Below are 19,190 nucleotides of genomic sequence, written 5' to 3'. Positions count from 1 at the left end.
GACGATTGCCGCGCCGGTGCATTCATGTGCGGATTGAGGGGTGTTCATGGCTGCGCTTCCGGGGCGCCACGCGCATCCAGGCTCGGCACTCTGAGCGAGAACAAGGTCTCGTATAGGATCGGGATCAGGCCAAGGGTCACCAGCGTGCCCAGGGCCAACCCGCCAATCATGGTGATCGCCATGCTGGTCCATAGGGGGCCGGCGAACAGCATCAATGGCACCAGACCCACGATGCACACCAGCTTGGTCATGACAATCGGCCGCAGGCGCTTGACTGCCGCTGCCACTACCGCCTCGCGCCGACTGAGTCCGGACTTGAGTTCTGCTTCGATACGCTCCAGCAGTAGCACCGCGTTGTTGACGATGATGCCGGCCAGTGCAAGCAAGCCGAAGGTGGCCATGAAGCCGAACGGGAAACCGGTCACGACCAGGGCCAATGTTGCGCCGATCAGCACGAACGGCACGCTTGCGATCACGATGAACAGCTTCCGGAACGAATTGAACTGCCAGATGAAGAGCAGCAGGATGCCGCCCAGGGCATGCGGTAGGAACTGTGTCAGCGCGTCATTGGCTTCGGCCGAATCCTCGATCTCTCCTCCGAGCGAAATCCGGTAACCCGGTGGCAGATCGATCTTCTCAATCGAGGCCTGCAACGAAGAGACGATTTCGGTTGCCGTCATGGCAGGATTCTGACCGGTGACGGTTATGGTGCGCTCCAAGTTGCGTCTGACAAGCGTCGATGGCTCCGACGACAAGGTGACCGTGGCGATCGCTGACAGCGGCACCGGCACGCCACCGTTCTGCGGGAAGATCGGCGTATCACCCGGATCGGCGCGACCGTTGCGCTCGGTGGCGCTGCCGCGCATCACGATCGGCGTATTAACGCCCTCCTCGCGCACGACCGAAATGGTTGTCCCCGAGAAACGCATCTCCAGCGCCTTGGCCACATCTTGATGAGTAATGCCTGCCCGGCTTGCCTTGAGCGAATCTACGTCGACCACGTAACGCGGAATCCGCGCCTGCCAGTCGTCGTACACATCGATGGTGCCAGGCAGCGCCTTCAATGCCTGTGCAATCTGCCCGGCCACCGCGCGTAGCACGTCTTCATCAGGCCCGGTGACCCGATAAACGGCCAGTCCCGCTTCGGTGGCCCCCAGTGAGAAGCGCTTGGGTTCGGCCCGCAATTGCGGGAAGTTGGCGCGGATATGCGAACGCGTGCGCGCAATAACGTGATCAATATCCGTCTCAGGTTTGATGCTGACCGTGAAGTAGCCGATGTTGGGCGCTGGCAGGGGTGGATTGAGGCCAAGCACGATGCGTGGCCCGCCGTCGGCCACATATCCGATACTGTCGACGATTTCCGGATTGACCTTCTTATCAGCCAACCAGCGGCTAATCGACTGGACGGCCTGCATGGTCTGGCGCGAATCCGCACCCGGCTCCAGTGTCACCGGGATCTGGAACTGAAGGCGATCAGACTTGGGAAGGAAATCGTAGGGAATGGAGCCCAACACGACGATCGCGGTGGCCAGCAGACCCACCATGCTGCCGATAAAGAGCAGGCGATGTTGCAACAATGTCTCGATAATGCGCCGGTAGCCGCGGTAGAAGCGCGAGTCGTAGTTCTGCGGTGCATGGTCCTGCGCGACATGCGCCTTGGCGAAGAACAGGCACAGCAAGGGGGTGACGGTGATGCTCAGCAGCCAGGACCCCAGCAACGTCACGCCCAGCACGACCGGCAGCGAGCGCAGGTACTCATTGGTGGCGGTGTTGCCAAAGAAGAAGGGCGAAAACGCCAGCACGATCACCAGCGATGAGGTGAGCAGCGGGATCGCCAGCGTCCTGCCAGCGGCCTCGCACGCCTGCCAACGGCCCTCCCCTTCTCCCAGCCGACGCTCGATGTCCTCGGCGATTACGATGCCGTTGTCAACCAGCAAGCCCAAGGCAATGATGATGGCCGCAATCGAGACGGACTGCAGTTCGATCGACAGGACCCGCATGACGATCAGCGAGCCCAGAATGGTCAACGGCACGATGGCGCCCACGATCAGGCCGGTTCGCCAGCCCAGGAACAGCATGACCACCGCCATCACAATGATGATCGTCTCTGCCATCACGTGGTGCATCTTGCCCATTTCCCGATCGACCACGTCGGCCTGGAAGGTCACCACATGCTGCTGGAAGCCGGCAGGCAGCAAATCTGCCGTCTCTTCGAGTTTTTTTCGCAGTTCCTGACCCACCTTGGCCACGTTGAGGCCCTTGCCCATGGAGACCGCCACCACAACCGCCGGCTGGCCCTGGTACACGGCCGCGCTTTGGGGGGGATCGACCGGCATGACGTGAATGCGGGCCAGTTGACCCAGGGTCACCTCGCGGGCCACACCCTCACGTTGGGCAGTGACCAGGAACCCCTGCAAGTCCTCAACAGTGCTGATCTCGCCTGTGGTGGTCATTGAGAATGACATGCCAGAGGCCGATACCAGGCCACCGGGTGACACGATGTTCTGCCCCTGCAGCTGGGCGCTCACCTGGGCCGGCGTCAGACCCGCTTCGGCCAGCTTGGCCCGATCGAAATCGATGTAGACCTGATCCTCCTGCAAACCGTGCATCGACACCCGCTCGACGCCGGCAATTGTGTACAGGTGCGCGCGCAAATCACGCAGAGGCGCACGCATCTCGCTGGTACTGAATCCGGGGGCCGTGATGGCCACCGAGGCCACGGCGACGCGACCAAATTCATCGTCGATGAACGGACCGTATGCTCCCTCAGGCAGGGCGGCCTCCGCCTCGGCGGCCTTGGAACGCACCCGCTGCCAGAGGGCCGGCAGGTCCGCCACATCGTCGTAGGCGGTCAGCTGGATGATCGCCATGCCCGGACGCACGGTCGTTACCACGCGCTTGATACCCGCGATCTCGCGCAGCCGCTCCTCCACCGGCCGAGCCAGCAAGCGCTCGACCTGCTCTGTCGGCAGGCCGGGCTGAACCACGCTCACCAGTGCTTCTCGTACGGTGATCGACGGCTCCTCCTGGGAGGGGAAGCCCAGGAAGGTAAAAATGCCGCCCAGTAGCAGCATCACCGCCACGAACAAGGTCAGGCGGCTCGATCCCAACGCGGACTGCGTCAACTTCATGACTGCGCTCCGGCGCCGAGACGGGAGCTGGAACGAAACGGAACCACCTGCTGGCCATCGGTCAAGAAGGCCGTGCCGGCCGTGACGATCTGCTCGCCCGCCTTCAGACCCGCCTTGATCACAACGCGGTCGCCTTCCACCCTCCCCAAGGCCACCTGGCGACGCCTTAAGGTGCCCTGCTGGGGGATGTATACGAAGACGTTTGCGCTCTGGCCGTCGCTGGCCATCGTCAGCGCTGCCAAGGGCACCGCAACCTGGGAGGAGGACGGCATCTGCGGACTAAGAAGCAGGCTCTCGCCGCTGCGCAGGAAAAGGGCATCGCCGGCGACATCCAGCAGCACCTCCACGGTAGCCGCGCTCTCCACACGCGCAGAAATGCTGCGCACCTTCAGCGAAATCGGTTGACCGGCTGATTCGGCCTGAACCGTATCGCCCCGCCGCAGTGTCCGTGCAAGCGACTCGGGCAGGTTGGCCACCACCTGCAGCGTGGAGGCGCCTTCCAGTTGCAGCACAGCCTCACCGGCGGCCACATCGGCGTGCGCCTGAGCGCGTCGGCTGATGACGCTGCCGTCAAAGGGCGCTTTCAGCTCTGCCATGCGCAAGGCCCGCTCGGCCAGTCCCCGATCGGACAGTGCCACCTGCCATTGGGATCGGGCCAACTCAAGCGCTACGGTGGCCGTGGTCAGGCTGGCCTGCGAGGCGGCGCCGTCCTCAAACAGGGCCTGCTGCTGATGGACCTGCACCTGCCTCTCGGTGACCTGTGCATTGGCCGAACGAACGTTTGCATCGGCCTGCTGGACACGCAGGCGCAAGGTCTCCGCGTCCAGCCGCGCCAACACTTGGCCCTTGTGGAAGTGGTCACCCACATCCACCAGGATCTGGGCAATGCGCCCCCCGTTCTCGAAGGCGGCATCTACGCGCTCTTGCTGGCGAACCGTGGCGGTGAATCGGCGCAGGCTGTCGCCGTGCGCGCCCACCGTCTCCAGCTTGACGGCTCGAGGGGCCTCTTCCGCACGGGCGCGCTCGTCGGAACAGCCACTCAACACAGGGACGCCCAGGACGGCGCATAGGGCTAGCAGGGCAACAGGCTTCATAGGATCTCAGCTCGGGTCGGTGCGGCGAACCGCGTCGAAGGGGTGTTGGAAGATTCGGGCCTACTTGGAGGCCGTGGCCGGCGGCGCGTACTCCACCTCGTAGAGCGCGGAGAACAACGTGATTTGCGCAAACGCCTGGTCTCGTACGGTATCCAGATGCGATCGGGCCTCGCGTAAGGCCTCGGCGCGGGCATTCACTGCGACGGCCGGGTCGTGCAGTCCTCGCGACACGCGGGTCAGTGCCCGCGCGGCACGCTGATGGCTCTCTTGGGCCTTCTGAGTGCTGCGCGCTTGTGCACTGGCGCTGGTCTGCACGGCGTCCAGCGCATCGGCGACTTCCCGGAAGGCGGCCTGGACGGTGCGTTCGTATTCCACAATTTCGGTGCGTTTGCGCAGATGGGCAAGATCCAGATTGGCCCGTCGGCGGCCGAGGTCGAAGATCGGAAGGGAAAGCTGCGGAATGAATGTCCAGCTCCGGCTCCCGCCCTCGAAGAGTCCGCCCAGGTCCTCACTGGCTGTTCCGACGCCCGTGCTCAGGGTGATCGAGGGGAAGAATGCCGCCCGCGCGGCCCCGATGTCGGCATTGGCCGCGCGCAGTTCGGCTTCGGCCTGCTGCACATCGGGGCGGGTCAACAAGATGGCCGAGTCCAGCGAGCCAAGCGCTTGTGGAACCTCGCTTGAAGCCGTGATTGCATCGAAGGCGATGCGGTTCGGCACCAGGTCGTAGCCCACCAATATCTGCAGTGCCCGTAACGCTGAACGCTGACGGTCGACCGCCCGTTGGACGTCGACCTCGGCCTGATCAGCCGCTGCGCGATGGGCATTGACCTCGTCGGTCGAGGCAACGCCGACTTGCTGGCGCGCCACCGCGAACTGCAGCAACGTCTGGGCGGCTTCCTGCAGGCTCCGTGCATGCACCTGATCGGTTGCGGCAGCCTGCTCGGCCACGTAGGCGCGCAATATCTCGGCGACAACGGCCCCGCGCAACGCCTGTCGACCGTGCTCTGATGCCACGAAGCGTTCGCGGCTGGCGGCCGACATGGCCTTCACCCGACCGAACAGGTCGAGCTCAAACGCGTTAACGCCGACTCCCACGCTCTTGAGATCTTGCTGGTACCGGGCATCCAGAGCGTCATCGTCGAAATGCTGTCGTTGCGCCTGTGCGGTGACATCCACCTGAGGCACGCGTTGCGCCCGTTGGATCCTCAGTTCCGCGCGTGCGCGCTCTACGGTGAGGTCAGCAATCTGGTAGTCGGCATTACGAGCCAGCCCTCGTTGCAGAATGTCTTCCAGTTCCGGCCCTGACGCCAAGGTCTGCGCGATCCGGCGCTCCTGCTCCGTCAACGGTACGCGCTGGACGACCGGGCCCGGCCCCCCCGTCGTCCCCAAGGCCCCCAAGGTCGCCGGAAGCTGTACCTCAGGTCGAACATAGGCCGGAGTGAGCGAACACCCGGCGGTGAGCAGGAATGCCACCGTTAACAGGACCGGACGGCGTACCGAGGCGGGGGGCGGAAAGATTGGGGGCATGACGCAGGTCGCGGTAGTCTATGGACGGCCGGCAGTGTGCCCCTGGGCTTTCAAGGCCTGTTTTAGGAATTATCAAGAATTGATGAAGACGCCCCTTACGCCGGAGGCCGGGATGCTCGGCAAGCGGATCCTTGTCGTTGAGGATGACCCTGACGGCGCCAGTATTCTGGAAGCCTACTTGCGCAGGGACGGCTTCGAGGTCGCCGTGGCATCCGATGGTGAGCGCGCCCTGCAGTTGCATGCCCAATGGCGCCCTGATCTGGTTCTGCTGGATGTCATGCTGCCCAAACGCAGCGGCACCGAGGTGCTGGCCCAGATCCGGCGGTCGAGCGATGTGCCCGTCATCATGGTGACAGCCATAGGGGATGAATCCGATAAGCTGGGCGCGCTGCGTTACGGTGCCGACGACTACGTCGTTAAACCTTATAGTCCCAAGGAAGTGCTGGCGCGGACCCATGCGGTCTTGCGCCGAACCTACCAGCGCGAAAGAATCGATGCGCATACGCTTCGATACGAAGGGCTCACGGTGGATCTGGATGCTCGTACGGCAAGTGTGAGCCAACCAAACGACTCACCTGCCCTTCTGGAACTGACACCCACTGAGTTCGCGCTGCTGGCCAAGCTCCTCAAGACACCATCCAAGGCATTCTCGCGCGCAGAGTTACTGGACGCGTGCCTGCCCGACAGTAACGCGCTCGAGCGCGTAGTGGATGCCCACGTCCACAACTTGAGGCGGAAACTGGATGCGCGCGGCATCCACAATGTCTTGGTGACCGTCCGCGCTGTCGGATACCGGTTTCAATAGGGCTCCTGCCATGCCTAACCGCCACCCCCATCGCAAGGCCCTCCCTTTGCGGACCTGGCTAGGCCTGCGAATGAGCGCCTTGGCTGTCGGTGTGGTCGTGGCCATCGCCGGCACTCTTTGGCTACGTTATGCCTACGTTGACTATCATGCACTCAGGCATGCCCCGCCCGAAGTTCGCCAGGAATTGGAGCGGCTGAGCGCCTCACCCTCGGAGAACGAGGAGCGACTGTGGACGTTGGTCCGCTCCTACTACACCATCCGGGATGTCATGCCGGGCACCAGCAATCGTGACTGGATCTTGGTCGGCATTCTCGTCTTGGGGTTCATCCCGGTGATCGTGATTGTGGGCTTCGGCTTGGCCAAGCCGTCGGCCCGCCAGTTTCTGTATGTAAGTACCGCTGCGCATCGCGTGAGTGATGGCGAGTTTGGTGCGAAAGTGACTTTGGTACAGGATGCGCCAGCCGAGGTGCGCGGCTTAGCTGACGATTTCAACGCGATGTCCGGCCAGTTGGAGCAATACGAGCGCGAGATGCGCGAATCCAGCGCCATGCTGGCGCATGAATTGCGAACCCCGCTCAACGCCGCTATGGGGCGCGTCCAAGGCATGCTGGATAGCATTTTTCCACGGGACGACCAGCAACTGCTGATGGTGCATCGCCAGCTGGAGCAAATTAACCGCCTGGTCGGTGACCTGCACTTGGTGTCCTTGGCCCGGGCCGGACAGCTCTCGCTGCAGACAGAGCAGGTGTCTCTGGCGGAGATCGTGCACGAAGTCCTGCGATGGTTGGAAGCTCCGCTAAAGGAGGCATCCATCCTTACTGAGTGCAGCATGGATACGACGGTCGTGGTCCAAGGGGACAGGGGTAGGATCGCTCAGGTTGCCACCATTCTCATCCAGAACGTCTTGCGCCACGCCAAGCAAGGTCGGAGTTTGCGCGTTCAAGTGCGACGGCAGCTTGAGATGGGCATTCTTGAGGTAGCGGATTCCGGCCCCGGTGTGGCGGCCGACTCGCTTCCAAAGCTGGTGGATCGATTCTGGCGTGCGGACCAATCACGCACACGTGACTCAGGAGGTACCGGGCTGGGCCTGGCTATCGCGGCAGCGATCTGCCACTCGCATGGCGGGTCACTGCACTTTGAAGCCGTGCTTCCCAGTGGGCTCTTGTGCACCGCACGGTTTCCGCTCTCGTAGCATCGTCACAAGCCTGCGGTGTCCGGGTTCCGGCTGCATGCGGAATGGCAACCTAGCGCGCAACAGTGTTTGGCTGCTGGACGGAGGGATACCTAGAGCGTTGCTGTCGCCGATCACCTGAGCACAGGTTCACACCACATTCTCATGATGGCTTCTGACTGGGCGCGGGTATCATGGGTCTTTAGTCAGCACAACCAAGACGTGTTGGCTTGCCATCATTGCAGCTTGCCGGCACTTTACCGCCCGTGGACAGTGGCAATGTCTCATACGGTGAAAAATCGAGCCCCTCATGCAAGCGGTCCTTGGGCGAGCCCAGCTAAGAACGTATCGGCCGATTGTTCCTTCGTGCATAGCAACGGGCGGCAGCAGCATCTGGAACACTGCGTCAGAAACCGACCTTCACCCGACCCGCAAGCCTGCCTAGTGGATTCAACCAGAGGCATCCCCAGAGCCCCTCCCCCGGTCACGGCAGTCACCTGGACGAGTAAACTGCTGCTCGACTAACTCAACGCCCCACTGGTTACCTTTCCACTCCTTGGCCAAAGTGAAGCCGTGCTTCTCGTAGATACTGCGTGCCCTGTCGAGGCCCGCAAATGTCCACAAGTGTGTGGACTTGAAGTTTGCCTCATCGCAGAATGCTATAGCCTGTTCGAGCAATCTTTGGCCCACACCGGTGCCGCGCGCGACGTCATCTAGGATGAACCAGCGAAGATGCGCTTGATCTTCTCCCAAATCCTGGCCGTCAATCGCTATCGACCCCACGATGCGCTCGTCCTTGATGGCCAGCCACAGCTGGTTGGTTTCATGATCGAGCCGAGCGGCGAATTCTGCGACACCTGCTGCGACCTTACTTTCGAAGAATTGTCCGAACCCATGGTGGCGGGCGTAGTAAGCGGCGTGCATCTCTGCGATTCGACCAATGGCGCCGGGTCGATAGCCGGCGACGACCTGCACGACATCCGTCGCGCTAGCAGCGCCTGGCAAGTTGCGCCGTTGCGCGGTAAGTGCATCGGCATAGTCTGCCAACCCCGTTGCCACGACGCGGCGCTGCGTTGCGCTCAGCCTCCCAAGCGCCGCTTCGACCTGAGCTTGGCCGTACGCATGGATGCTCGCGACCGTGCGGCGGCCTCGGCTTGTTAATCGGAGGCGCTTGATTCGACCATCCAAATCTCCAGCGACCTCCATCAACTCTCCTGCCGCAACGAGCTTGCCAACCAAACGGCTTACACTCGATTTTTCCAGCCCGAGTAGCTCCACTAGCGATGCTGCAGTGCTCTGGCCTTTCTCGTCGATCTCGATCAAGGCATGGACCGCCGAGGGCGAATAGCTGGTCCCAGCGATTGTTGCCCGCAGGAAGCCCCATTCCCTGACCAAGGTGCGTGAGGATGACCTGATTCGATTCACTAGCGCACTGCTCACGTCTACGTCTGCCAGTTATCTCTATTAGGTTGCATGATGCAACTATATTCGAAAGCCCGTCAATCATTGCTTTCCGGGTGTTCGGGTAGCGTGCTCCCAATCGTCTACTCGGACTTCAGCGTGTTGAGTCGATGCTTTGAATCCGTGGTCCGGCGCGGACGGCGTAGTGGCTTAGCCGATGCTTCCTGCGAATCGCTCCGCTAGCTGCTGGCTTTGGAATACTTCGCTCACATAATCGATGAAAGCCCGCGTCCTGGCAGGCAGAAGAGTTCGACTAACGTAGTAGAGCGAGGTGGGACCAGGCATACCACTTGGGAACAAGTCGAACCAACTCGCCTCGTTCCAGGGCGGGCAGTGCATCAGGCATGGCGATCATCGTGGCAGGCATCCAGTCGTGGAGGCACGAATGTCAGCTTCGGGTCGGAACCGGACATCACCGTATGTCCCATCACCGCACTTTCAGCGCATGGAGGATGTCCATCATCCGTCGCTGGGCGGGTCTCGCGCGGGGTGCCGAGACGCCCGCCCCGGCGTTCCCGGCGCTGTCCGGACCATGCACCAGCGGCGGCAGGGGTGAACTCATGATGCGGGGCCGTGGACCGACGCGTACGATGAATCCGTTCGCGGTCGCTTCCAGCACCTCCACCCAATGCTGCCCTTCCGGCATGGTCCAACGCTCGCCCGGCTTCAGCATTGAGCCCTCGTTGGCCGAGTGATCGGCGGGCGGCACGTCGGCGTCCATGCTGTAGGCAATGCCATAATCGTTCACCCGGTGGATGATCACCGCATCGCCCGCCAGCCCGGACTCGTAGCTGCCGGTACGGCGTCGCGCCTCCACCGTATAGATGACGGTCGAAAAGGGATCCGGCTGGGCGGGCAACGCCAGTACAAGCAGTTGGATACCGGTGGCGGGGTACAGGCTGGCGGCATCGAGCACGATGTCATGGGTGCCGACATCTTCCGCCGGAAGGGTCAGCGTATGTGCCGCCGTCACCCAGGCCAGCCGCTGCCGCTGGAACATGTTGATGTGCTTGGGCAGCAGGCCATAGGTCGCATCGCTGCCGGCCATCCGCCACGCGTCACTCATGAGATCCCAGGGATTGTCGTAGGTGTCGCCGTCGCCGTCGCTGTTGTTGGAGTGCGGCAGGCCGTAGCCATGTCCCATCTCGTGCGCCATCGAAGCCAGATGGGAGAAGGACCAGGGTGGGTTCCATGTCGAACGCGGACAGACGTAGAGCTCATCCAGCGTCGCGCAGGCACCCCCGCCCCATGCGTAGCCATCCAGTTCGCCGTTGAACATCAGGTTGATGCCGTGGACGCCGTGGAAATCGACCTCGGGATCCGCCTTTGCCGTGCAGTCCGCAAACAGCAGCGACAGATCGACCTTCGGCTTGCCACCCGCGATGTCCACATAGGCGGACCGGGGCTTGGACAGCGTGTACCAACCGTACGCGTCGCTTCCGGCAAGATCGATGTTGCCGTACGACACCTCCGACCAGAAATGACCCAACTGGCCGGGCGCATTGCCGTACTGCGACCGGAAGAACTCACGCGGCTTCTGCTCCGTGTCGATATCGCCGAACTTGCACATCAGGGTGATCCATCGCGTACTGCCTCGCAGTGGCATCGAAAGGACCGCGCGGCCATCCACGCCCCTCGCCTGCGCACGCACCGACAGCCGATCGGCAGGCACGATGGCATCGATCAGCATGGCAGCGCGCTCGATGCGCCCATCCGCGCGGGGCTGTGCGTCGCCCCGTCCGGGTGCGTAGGACACCGCAACCCGGCGATTGGCCAACGCATAGAGATCGCCCGCCGCGCGCCTGGCCTGATCAGCGTCCAGCCGGTAGCGGTGTCGCGGTCCCGCATCCAGCCAGACCTCGAATTGCGGTGGCAGCGACGTACTTCCCGGTGCCGCGCGCGCCGCATCGCCCCAGCGGAGTTGCAATACACCCTGGCGCACTTCATCCGCGCATGCGTGCATGGGCAGAAGGCAGAACAACACGGAAAGCGCGCAGGTAGCGCACATCCGTGAACGCCAGCGAGGGTGCACGCCTGTACTCGAGAACATGTGAATCCTCCGCCTGTCTTTCCTGACGTCGCGAGAGAGATCTGTACTTCCGAAAGGCATGCGCCCACGTCGATGGACGCACGTCACCAAAATTCCTTGCTGTAGCGCTTCGATCTTCAACTCGATGGAGCATCGCTCTGTCCGTGCCTGCCATGAGCAGGAAACACATCACGTCACCACCGACAGTCTGCGCTCACGCACACCCATCGTGGCGCAACCAGGCGCCCCGCTCGTCAGATACATGCATGCACTAGCGAATACGCGATGGAATCAACCGCGCTGCAAAACGTCGGCAGTAATTCTTCCCTGCGCGCTTGGCAGCCACACTAACGTCGACATGCGGATGGCTGCTTGTGGCCGACAGGTGCAGTCCACGCCAGCAGGTCCGCTAACGGCCAGAAGCGGACATCACGGGCGGCACACATGGTCTCCCCTACGGAATCCAACCCATAGGCGTTAGCGAGTAAGCGGTCCTGCTCACCAAGAAAGACATGCGGATACTTGCGCCTCGTCCACTTGCAGGAAGAACTCCCAGCCGTTGTGCTCACATAGTCGTTGGACGATGCCCAGTCCCAATCCTTGTCCGTCAGAGCCGGCCGACTCGAGCCGGCCAACCTCATCACCGCCTACCCGGTTGGTGATTAGAAGCTCGTGCTCCGTGAGGAGAACCGTGATGGGCCCCTGCCCGTTCGGCGTTTGCTCGAAAGCATTGCGAACCATGTTGGTGATGGCGATGAGGAAGGCCTGCGGATGCCCGCGAATGATGGGTGTTGCCCCGCTTTCGACGTCGACTTCAACACACTTGCCGTTGAGCAGGTAGCGCTGCTGGTCCACCGCCCGGTTGACCAAGGGTGAGACCAAGAACTCTTCGCCATACAGCCCGTCGTCGGATTCGCGAGCGATACACAGGAACATCTCGATCGTGGACTTCATCTCGAGCGTCGCGCGCCGGATCCGATCCACTGCCTTCACGTCTTCCTCCGACAGATCGCTTTGCTCCAGCAGCTCGACTGCGCCCGAGATCACGGTGATGGGCGTCCGCAATTCGTGGCTGGCGGAACCGGTGAAGTCCCGCTCGCGCACAACGAACGCGCTGATGCGCTCAAGCGTCTTTTCGATGGCGCCGGCCAGGACGCCAACCTCGTCTCTCCCGAACCTACTGGACTCAATGAGCTTGTGGTCTCCGGCCGACAGGTGTTCCAGGTCAATGCCCACGACCACATCGGCGAGCTGCACCACAGGGGCGACCGCTCTTCGCATCACCAGGACGCCCAACCCGAAACCCAGAGCGCCGAGTACACCCACGACACCGGTGATGCCGAGCAGCCACCACCAGTCTTCAGACGAGGCCGCCTCGATCCCGGCGACATCGAACACCACGAATGCGCGCCCCCGTGCATTGTTGGCGGGGACGACCGCGACATGCAGCTCTTCGGCGACGAACTCGTACATGCCCTCGTCAGGGCCTGCCTGCGCCCATTCCCTCAGGGGTTCCGGCAAGCTCCCGGCATCGTCGTAGCCCCGAAGACTCATGGTGAGGTCGGGATAGTTCTCGGCAGCACGTTGCAGTTGATTGACCACCACCCGATCTTCACTGAATCGGATGGCCGCGTAGAACGCCAGTCCCCATGCCACACTGAGTCCAACGACACACCACGCGAACGCATACTCGACCCGTTTACGTAAGCTTTGCCGCGGCATCACTGGGAGTCCTCTGCGATTCGATACCCGATGCGATGCACTGTATGGATCAGCGGGTTATCGAATTGTCTGTCGATTGCCTGACGCAGCTTGTGCATGTGCGAGCGAAGCAGATCAACATCCGGGCGCTCGTCGGCCCACAACAGCGTTTCGAGCTCGTCGCGCTCCACGACGGCTGGGGACTTCTCCATCAATCGTCGGAGCAACTTCATGCCGGCGGGGTTGATATCGACCCGGCGTCCCGCCCGATGCACCTGCAGCGTGGACCGGTTCAATGTCAGATCCCCCACGGCCAGCAAGTTGTCGGCATTCCGGTGGCTCCGCTTGTACAGGGCTCGGATACGCGCGTGCAGCTCCTGCAGCGCGAATGGCTTGACCAGGTAGTCGTCGGCGCCGGCATCGAAGCCCTTGAGCCTGTCGTCGAGCGTGTCCCTTGCCGTCAGCATGAGGACGGGCGTTTCGATCTCGGCATCGGCCCGCAGTCTCTGGCAGAAGGTGAGGCCGTCCATCCTTGGAATCATGAGGTCCAGGACGATGACGTCGAACGGATGGGCCAGCGCCAGGCTCATCGCGGTGACGCCGTCATGGGCGAAGTCCAGGACATACCCCAGCTTTTCTAGGTACGTGGCAATGTTCCCGCAGATGTCGCGGTTGTCCTCGACAATCAATGCCCTAATGGGCGCAGCATCAAGAGCGCGTGCCATCTGCTGCCTCCCGTTTACCACGCGTAGTCTAGCCGAAGTCCGATCAGCGGCTCGGCCTCGCTGTCGTCCTTCACGTTGACGCCCCTGCGGTAGTCGAACTCGGTGTCGTCTGTCGAGGATGCCGAGGTGACGTTGATGACATCGAGAAAGGCCGTGACGTCGATGGGACCGAATGCGCGCCGGTAGTCGACACGGGCATTCAGCACGCCGTAACCGGGTTTGCGACCGACGCCGCGCTCGGTCGTCTCCCTCGAGTACCGCATCGGTTGCCCGGGGCCCAGCACGTCTTCGTGGATGATGAAGGCATCCTCCGGCCTCCCTGACAGATACTTGTAGCGCGCAGCCACCTTCCAGCGATCGGTGATTTCCCACGTCATCCCCAGGGTGGCCACATGTTTGCGACTGAACTCGTCGGCGACGGCACCCCGACCGTCCTTCCGGTCTACCTTCGCATCGTTGTAGGAGTAGGTCGCGGTAGCGTAAAGACCCTCGCGAATCGTGCCCTTCACCACGACATCGAAGCCGTAAGACGTGCCATCGCCAATGTTTGCGAACGTTCCGCTTGCCCGGTCCTGATCGACCACGAGATTCGCAAGATCCTGGTAGTAAGCTTCCGTCAGTACCGACCACCTGTCGTTCGGGAAGTACTCGAAGCCGACGCTCCCGTGCGTGATCTTCTCGTTCTCGAGCTTGTTTTCGGCATTGGCGGCGAAGTCCAGGTACCGGGGCGACTGATGAAAGAGCCCTGAAGTGGCAAAGTATCGGGCACGCTTGCCCGGCTGCCAGGTAAGCCTGAGCCTGGGCGAGACGAGGCTTTCGTCTGTCAGACCGTCCCGTTCCAGCCGCAGGCCCGTGCTGAGCGCCCACGCATCGTGCTTGAAGACCTGATCCGCGTAGCCCGCGTAGCTGGTCGCTTTTCGGCTCAGCAACGCATTGATGTTCGCCGGCGTCAACACGATGAAGCGCTGCCCTGGATCCGGCCGAGCGTCGTTGCTGTCATAAACGTAGCGGATCCAGTCGCCGTCCAGTACGGTGCTGTAATCCAGCTCGATCCGGGTCAGCTGGACGCCTGCATTGAAAGCGCCCCACCCGTTCACCGTCGCGAAGTCGCTGCGCCAGCCGACCTCGATCTCGTCCTCGGTAACGGTAATGATGTCCTCCCGCACCGGGAAGCTGGAGGCGGGCGATCCGGCGGGAACGAGATCCGGAAATGCTTCGCCCTCCGAGCTGACCTTGTTGCTGGCCCGGCGGTACACCTTGTTGGTCCAGACAGCGCCTTGGCCGATCAATGACCGCAATGTAAGGCCGTACAGATCGCTGTCCTGCTTAAAATCCAGGAGCGATGCGTCTTCGAAGTTGGGCGACTCGAAGACGTGAGTCACGTCGCGGCTGTATGTCTCGCGCGTATCGATGAGGAGCACCTCAAGCGTATTCGACGGGCTGATCGGCACGGCCGACTTGACGAGGATGTCCCTCAGCACGGGATTGCCGATGTCCAATTCTTCGATGTCCTCGAAGAAGGCGCCGAAATCCAGCCGTCGCGCCGACACGAGGACCGTGGCATCTTCCGTGATACCCAGCGGGCCGTCGTAGCCAACTTCATTGCCTGCCAGGTCGAGGCGCAGACTCGCTGAGGGGCTTGGACTGCCGCTAGCGACATCGAGCTTCAGCAGCGACCCCGCCCGCCCTCCATATGCAGGTCCCCAACCCCCCGGTGAGAATTCGGCACCGCTGATGACGTTAGGTGCGAAGATCGAGAATCGGCCGCCGCCGCCGATGTCCTCGTCCTCACCCAGCGTCGCATCGAAGTGCACCGCCTTGTCGAAGGGGAACTCGTCGACAAAGATCAGGTTGTCCCGTGGGCCCCGCCCGCGCACGCTGAAGGCCGCGAACTCACTGGCCGAGGCCAGGCCCGGCAGGCCGTCAAGCGAGAGCAGTGGATCCGCGCCGCCGCCGACGGCATCCCGCAACGCCTCGCGGTCGAGATAGGTGCTGGAGGGTGACGCAAAAGCATCAAGTGCCCGTGCTTGTACCACCACTTCTTCTAGCGTCGGCGCGCCGAGGTCAAGCTCAATCTTGGAGTTCTTCCTCGTAATGACGCGTACGCTGGGCTCGTATATGGGAGCGAACCCGACCTCGTTTACGTTCACCGAATAGAGGCCGGGATCAAGCTGCTCAACGACGATATGACCTTGCGCATCCGTTTCCAGGGATCGCGCTACGGCGGTTTCCCGTTCCGTGATCGTGACCTGCACGCCAGAAAGCGGCCGTTCGGTGTATTGATCCCGCACGATGATGGTCAGAGCACCGGGCGCTTCCGCCGCGAGGGTGGGCAGGGAGAATCCAATCAAGTGCGTCGAAAGAGCCAACCACAATGTCCGTCTCAAGTACCTTTTCATTTCGCACTACCCCCAAGAAGTGGCCAATGTTCACTTGGTGAAGCAGTGCGAAACTAGCAACGCAAATGTCGCCAAAAGGTCACCTCTTGGCGAGAAGCGTTAGATTGTCGCCGTTGGATCGTAAGCGCGCGTCGTGCCGCTCTGGCGAACTCCAGACCACGCCTCCCGCCCACTTCACCCGTTGCCGCAGTTGTTGCGCCTTGGGATGGATGTCGGATTCCGTGTCAGAGGGTAAGTCCGCCGGATCGAAGATTCGCCCGAAGGGGAGAGAAGTCGTCGAGATCAGCCATGATCCTTGCCGAGGAGCGCGTGGATCGACACGCCGAGTGCCGCGCCCAAGGCCTGCGCCGCGACGAATGCCGGCACGTCAGCGGGCGCGATGCCGGCGAAGCTGTCACTGAACATGCGGCCGAAGGCCGCCGCAGGATTGGCGAACGACGTGGACGACGTGAACCAGTAGGCCGCGCCGATGTAGGCGGCCACGATCGCGGCAACCCGCGACGATGGCGCCCGCAGCACCACCAGCAACAACCCCGCGGTCGCGACGATCTCGCCCAGCCACGGACCTGCGCCGCCTCGCGCCTTCTCGGAGAACCCCAGCGGCAGGTCGAACATCGCATTGGCCAGCCACGCACCGCACGCGGCGCCCGCCAGCTGGACCGCGATGTATGCCGGCAGCCGCGTCCATGCAAGGTCACCGCGTATTGCCATGACCACGCTGACCGCCGGGTTCATGTGCGCGCCACTGACCGGGCCGAACACTTCGATGAGCACGTAGAGTCCACCGACGGTGGCCAGCGTGTTCGCCAGCAGGGCGATCGCATCGTTTCCGCCGGCCAGGCGCTCGGCCATGATGCCCGAGCCCACCACGATGACCAGCAGCAGGCACGTCGCCAGGAACTCGGAGAAAAGACGCTGCCGGATCATTGGCCGCCGACGCCGCCGATCTCCCGCAGTTTCGCCTGCGCGGCCATGCGATCCAGGCTGTGCAGCGGCAGCGACAGCAGCAGCTCGATGCGACGGCGCAAGGTGGCGAACGCCGCGGTGTAGGCGCGGCGGCGGTCTTCTTCATCGCCCGTGGCGGTGACCGGGTCGGGCACGCCCCAATGGGCTAAGGCGGGATGCCCCAGCCAGACCGGGCACGCTTCGCCGGCGGCGTTGTCGCAGACGGTGATGACGATGTCCATCTCCGGCGCGCCGTCCACGGCGAACTCATCCCAGCTCTTGCTGCGTACCTGGCTTGCATCAAAGCCGATCGCTTCAGCGAGTTCCCGCGCCATCGGCAGGACCTGGCCGCTGGGGTGGCTGCCGGCGCTGTAGGCCTTGAAGCGCCCGTGTCCCAGCACGTTGAGGATCGCCTCGGCCATGATGCTGCGCGCGGAGTTGCCCGTGCACAGGAACAGCACGTGGTAGGTCTTGTCGGTCATTTCGTGTTCCCTGGATGCAGATCAACGGAGCTTCTTCTTCACTGCCGGCGCGCAGGACGTGCCGCCACAGCAGTTCTCCGTCAGGAAGCCGATCAGACCGTTCATGCGGTCGTAGTCGGCGCGTATCCGGATGCTCCGTCCCTCGCGTTCGTCCGTCACCAGCCCAGCGGCACGCAGCTGGTTCAAGTGCGCGGTGAGGGTGGCCGGAGGAAGGTCAAGCTGATCGCGCAGCTCGCCAACTGCCATTCCTGCCGGCCCTGCTTGTACAAGCGCACGGTAGCCCGCAAGGCGATGGTCATGGGCGAGCGCACGAAGGGCCTGGACGGTCTGGGCTGTATCCATACTTCTATATTTCCGGAATGTATGAAGTATTGTGGCCGCCTATTGCAGTCAGATGACAGAACTGCTCTCAAGGTTGCCGCAATTGGACCCTAGGCCTCACTGCCCGAAGGTGGTTACCCCGGGATGTGCTGATACGGGCTACGGACTACTACGCTCGCCACCTTGGGACTTATGCGTCGAAGCGACTAATCCAACAGGGCGCTTATTTTTCGGGCGTGGCTTCTAGCGCCTTAACCAGCTCGCGTTTTTGCCGCTTGGTCAGCGAGGGCCAACGCAGCAACACCTTGGCGAGCAACTCGTCGTCGGTGTACAGAAAGGCCGGCGGAATCCCCAGCGCCTGGGCCAATTTCTTGACCATAGGGGAGCGCGGCTCGTGGACGCCGCGCTCGTATTGATTGATCCGGGGGCTCGCCACTTCGACCTCCATGCCAGCCAGAACACCTAGCTGAGCCTGAGTCAGGCCCCGGCTCAGGCGCGCCTGCGCCAGCCGCCGGGCAAAGATCGATCGCTTGTCAGCCGCTTTGGACACACGGGCCCCTGGTCACATCCTTACAAAAGGATGGCCGAAGTGCCGCTTTCTGGATACTAAGTTAATCTTAGCTACCCTGCAATGCGGCCAACTCCATGACGCCTCAAACGCTGGACGACCTGGGGCTGCCGGGCGCGGTTTACCTGTGGTCCCTGCTCCACGCCCAGCAGCATCGACTGGCGCTGGCCCCCACGGCCGACCTGGCCGTTGAAGCCCTGCAGGTGCTGGCCGCGCACCAGGTGCTGGTGCTGTCTGCTCCGGGGCCGCAGCCGGGTTTCTACGTCACACCTATGGAAGGTATTGGTTGGCGCTGGATCTGGAGTCCTTACCCGCCCGAAGGTGCCCTGCCCGCGCTGGAGGATTACCTGGCCTCGGTACCGCGGGAAGAGTTGGTGCTGGAGTTGGGCGTGGCACTTTGGCAGCGCCTGGTTCGCGATGAAGCCCAAGCCTTCTATGCCCAGCAGTTGGCACGGTGCCAGTTCGACGCCCACTGGCAACAGGACATTGCCTTTGCCCAGCGCCTGTCCGGCCTGTCCTTGAGTGCGTCGCAATGGCGATACTGCGCTTGGGCGGCGGTACGGCAAGGCGCCACGCTGGCCTGCCAAGGCAGTATGGCGTCTTCGCTTGTACGCGAGGGCATGTACCAGGAATTACTACGGCGTGCGGCCGCACTGGCCTGCGGCCGCTATGGACGATGCGGCTTCACGCCATCCCCACCCCACCCGCCCACGGCGCTGGCCCAAGGCTTGGCCTGCCAGTGGTTCGAGTTGGGCCAAGCTTACTGGACCGATCTGCCCAGCACGGTGGCCCTGCAGGACGCCGGTCGGCGATCAGCGTCCTGCCGCTAGT

At 62.7% G+C, this 19,190-nt stretch carries 15 protein-coding genes; 3 read left to right on the top strand and 12 right to left on the bottom strand.

All coding sequences use genetic code 11. The annotated features are described in order from the left end of the window. Positions 1-44 precede the first annotated feature (44 nt). From ACSQ1W_RS07995 to ACSQ1W_RS07985, 3 genes are read right to left on the bottom strand one after another with little or no spacing between them, the layout of a single operon-like run. A complete protein-coding gene (locus ACSQ1W_RS07995) occupies positions 45-3,131 on the bottom strand; it encodes an efflux RND transporter permease subunit (RefSeq protein WP_436042703.1) in 3,087 nt (1,028 codons plus the stop codon). Next, positions 3,128-4,225, bottom strand: coding sequence for an efflux RND transporter periplasmic adaptor subunit (locus ACSQ1W_RS07990; RefSeq protein ID WP_436042701.1), 1,098 nt, complete (start codon positions 4,223-4,225; stop codon positions 3,128-3,130). Before ACSQ1W_RS07990 ends, ACSQ1W_RS07995 begins: the two co-directional genes overlap by 4 nt. Positions 4,226-4,285: 60 nt before the next feature. Continuing rightward, positions 4,286-5,698: an efflux transporter outer membrane subunit gene (locus tag ACSQ1W_RS07985; RefSeq protein WP_436042699.1), complete on the bottom strand. Its 1,413-nt coding sequence runs from the start codon at positions 5,696-5,698 to the stop codon at positions 4,286-4,288. Between the two features lie 166 nt (positions 5,699-5,864). Here ACSQ1W_RS07985 and ACSQ1W_RS07980 point away from each other — a divergent pair, with 166 nt between their 5' ends. Next, a complete protein-coding gene (locus tag ACSQ1W_RS07980; protein WP_436046150.1) occupies positions 5,865-6,557 on the top strand; it encodes a response regulator in 693 nt (230 codons plus the stop codon). Positions 6,558-6,567: 10 nt separating this feature from the next. Beyond that, positions 6,568-7,749: a sensor histidine kinase gene (locus ACSQ1W_RS07975; protein ID WP_436042697.1), complete on the top strand. Its 1,182-nt coding sequence runs from the start codon at positions 6,568-6,570 to the stop codon at positions 7,747-7,749. A 429-nt stretch (positions 7,750-8,178) separates the two neighbouring features. Here the strand turns inward: ACSQ1W_RS07975 and ACSQ1W_RS07970 are convergent, their stop codons facing one another. From ACSQ1W_RS07970 to ACSQ1W_RS07930, 9 genes are all read right to left on the bottom strand, one after another. Continuing rightward, a complete protein-coding gene (locus ACSQ1W_RS07970; RefSeq protein ID WP_436042696.1) occupies positions 8,179-9,153 on the bottom strand; it encodes a bifunctional helix-turn-helix transcriptional regulator/GNAT family N-acetyltransferase in 975 nt (324 codons plus the stop codon). Between the two features lie 463 nt (positions 9,154-9,616). Then, positions 9,617-11,359 carry a hypothetical protein gene (locus ACSQ1W_RS07965; protein ID WP_436042694.1) on the bottom strand — a complete coding sequence of 581 codons (1,743 nt, stop codon included), beginning with the start codon at positions 11,357-11,359 and terminating at the stop codon, positions 9,617-9,619. 357 nt (positions 11,360-11,716) lie between these two features. After that, entirely contained in the window at positions 11,717-12,940 is a 1,224-nt protein-coding gene (locus tag ACSQ1W_RS07960; RefSeq protein WP_436042692.1) for a sensor histidine kinase, read from the bottom strand. Continuing rightward, positions 12,940-13,617 carry a response regulator transcription factor gene (locus ACSQ1W_RS07955; protein WP_436046148.1) on the bottom strand — a complete coding sequence of 226 codons (678 nt, stop codon included), beginning with the start codon at positions 13,615-13,617 and terminating at the stop codon, positions 12,940-12,942. The genes ACSQ1W_RS07960 and ACSQ1W_RS07955 overlap by 1 nt, the downstream gene beginning before the upstream one ends. A gap of 41 nt (positions 13,618-13,658) precedes the next feature. Continuing rightward, a complete protein-coding gene (locus ACSQ1W_RS07950; RefSeq protein WP_436042690.1) occupies positions 13,659-16,013 on the bottom strand; it encodes a TonB-dependent receptor in 2,355 nt (784 codons plus the stop codon). A 312-nt stretch (positions 16,014-16,325) separates the two neighbouring features. Beyond that, a complete protein-coding gene (locus ACSQ1W_RS07945; protein ID WP_436042689.1) occupies positions 16,326-16,970 on the bottom strand; it encodes an aquaporin in 645 nt (214 codons plus the stop codon). After that, complete coding sequence (locus tag ACSQ1W_RS07940; protein WP_436042687.1) at positions 16,967-17,470, bottom strand: arsenate reductase ArsC; 504 nt, start codon at positions 17,468-17,470, stop codon at positions 16,967-16,969. Before ACSQ1W_RS07940 ends, ACSQ1W_RS07945 begins: the two co-directional genes overlap by 4 nt. A gap of 21 nt (positions 17,471-17,491) precedes the next feature. Next, the gene (locus tag ACSQ1W_RS07935; protein ID WP_436042685.1) at positions 17,492-17,812 is read right to left on the bottom strand and encodes an ArsR/SmtB family transcription factor; all 321 of its coding nucleotides are present in this window, start codon (positions 17,810-17,812) and stop codon (positions 17,492-17,494) included. 202 nt (positions 17,813-18,014) lie between these two features. Continuing rightward, complete coding sequence (locus tag ACSQ1W_RS07930) at positions 18,015-18,341, bottom strand: helix-turn-helix domain-containing protein (RefSeq protein WP_436042683.1); 327 nt, start codon at positions 18,339-18,341, stop codon at positions 18,015-18,017. Between the two features lie 95 nt (positions 18,342-18,436). On the opposite strand from ACSQ1W_RS07930, the gene ACSQ1W_RS07925 reads away from it, so the two are divergent. Further along, on the top strand, positions 18,437-19,189 hold the full coding sequence (locus ACSQ1W_RS07925; protein WP_436042682.1) for a hypothetical protein: 753 nt from the start codon (positions 18,437-18,439) through the stop codon (positions 19,187-19,189). The last annotated feature ends 1 nt before the right edge of the window (position 19,190 follow it).

Source organism: Pseudoxanthomonas sp. LjRoot143 (assembly GCF_964252945.1).
Lineage (GTDB): Bacteria > Pseudomonadota > Gammaproteobacteria > Xanthomonadales > Xanthomonadaceae > Pseudoxanthomonas_A.
The sequence above is the reverse complement of the archived record's forward strand: the minus strand, read 5'-3'. Positions and strand labels throughout refer to the sequence as shown.

Coding starts and splice junctions, on each gene's coding strand:
- ACSQ1W_RS07995 (WP_436042703.1), bottom strand. CDS start 3,131: ATGAAGTTGACGCAGTCCGCGTTGGGATCGAGCCGCCTGACCTTGTTC.
- ACSQ1W_RS07990 (WP_436042701.1), bottom strand. CDS start 4,225: ATGAAGCCTGTTGCCCTGCTAGCCCTATGCGCCGTCCTGGGCGTCCCT.
- ACSQ1W_RS07980 (WP_436046150.1), top strand. CDS start 5,865: ATGCTCGGCAAGCGGATCCTTGTCGTTGAGGATGACCCTGACGGCGCC.
- ACSQ1W_RS07975 (WP_436042697.1), top strand. CDS start 6,568: ATGCCTAACCGCCACCCCCATCGCAAGGCCCTCCCTTTGCGGACCTGG.
- ACSQ1W_RS07960 (WP_436042692.1), bottom strand. CDS start 12,940: ATGCCGCGGCAAAGCTTACGTAAACGGGTCGAGTATGCGTTCGCGTGG.
- ACSQ1W_RS07945 (WP_436042689.1), bottom strand. CDS start 16,970: ATGATCCGGCAGCGTCTTTTCTCCGAGTTCCTGGCGACGTGCCTGCTG.
- ACSQ1W_RS07940 (WP_436042687.1), bottom strand. CDS start 17,470: ATGACCGACAAGACCTACCACGTGCTGTTCCTGTGCACGGGCAACTCC.
- ACSQ1W_RS07935 (WP_436042685.1), bottom strand. CDS start 17,812: ATGGATACAGCCCAGACCGTCCAGGCCCTTCGTGCGCTCGCCCATGAC.
- ACSQ1W_RS07925 (WP_436042682.1), top strand. CDS start 18,437: ATGACGCCTCAAACGCTGGACGACCTGGGGCTGCCGGGCGCGGTTTAC.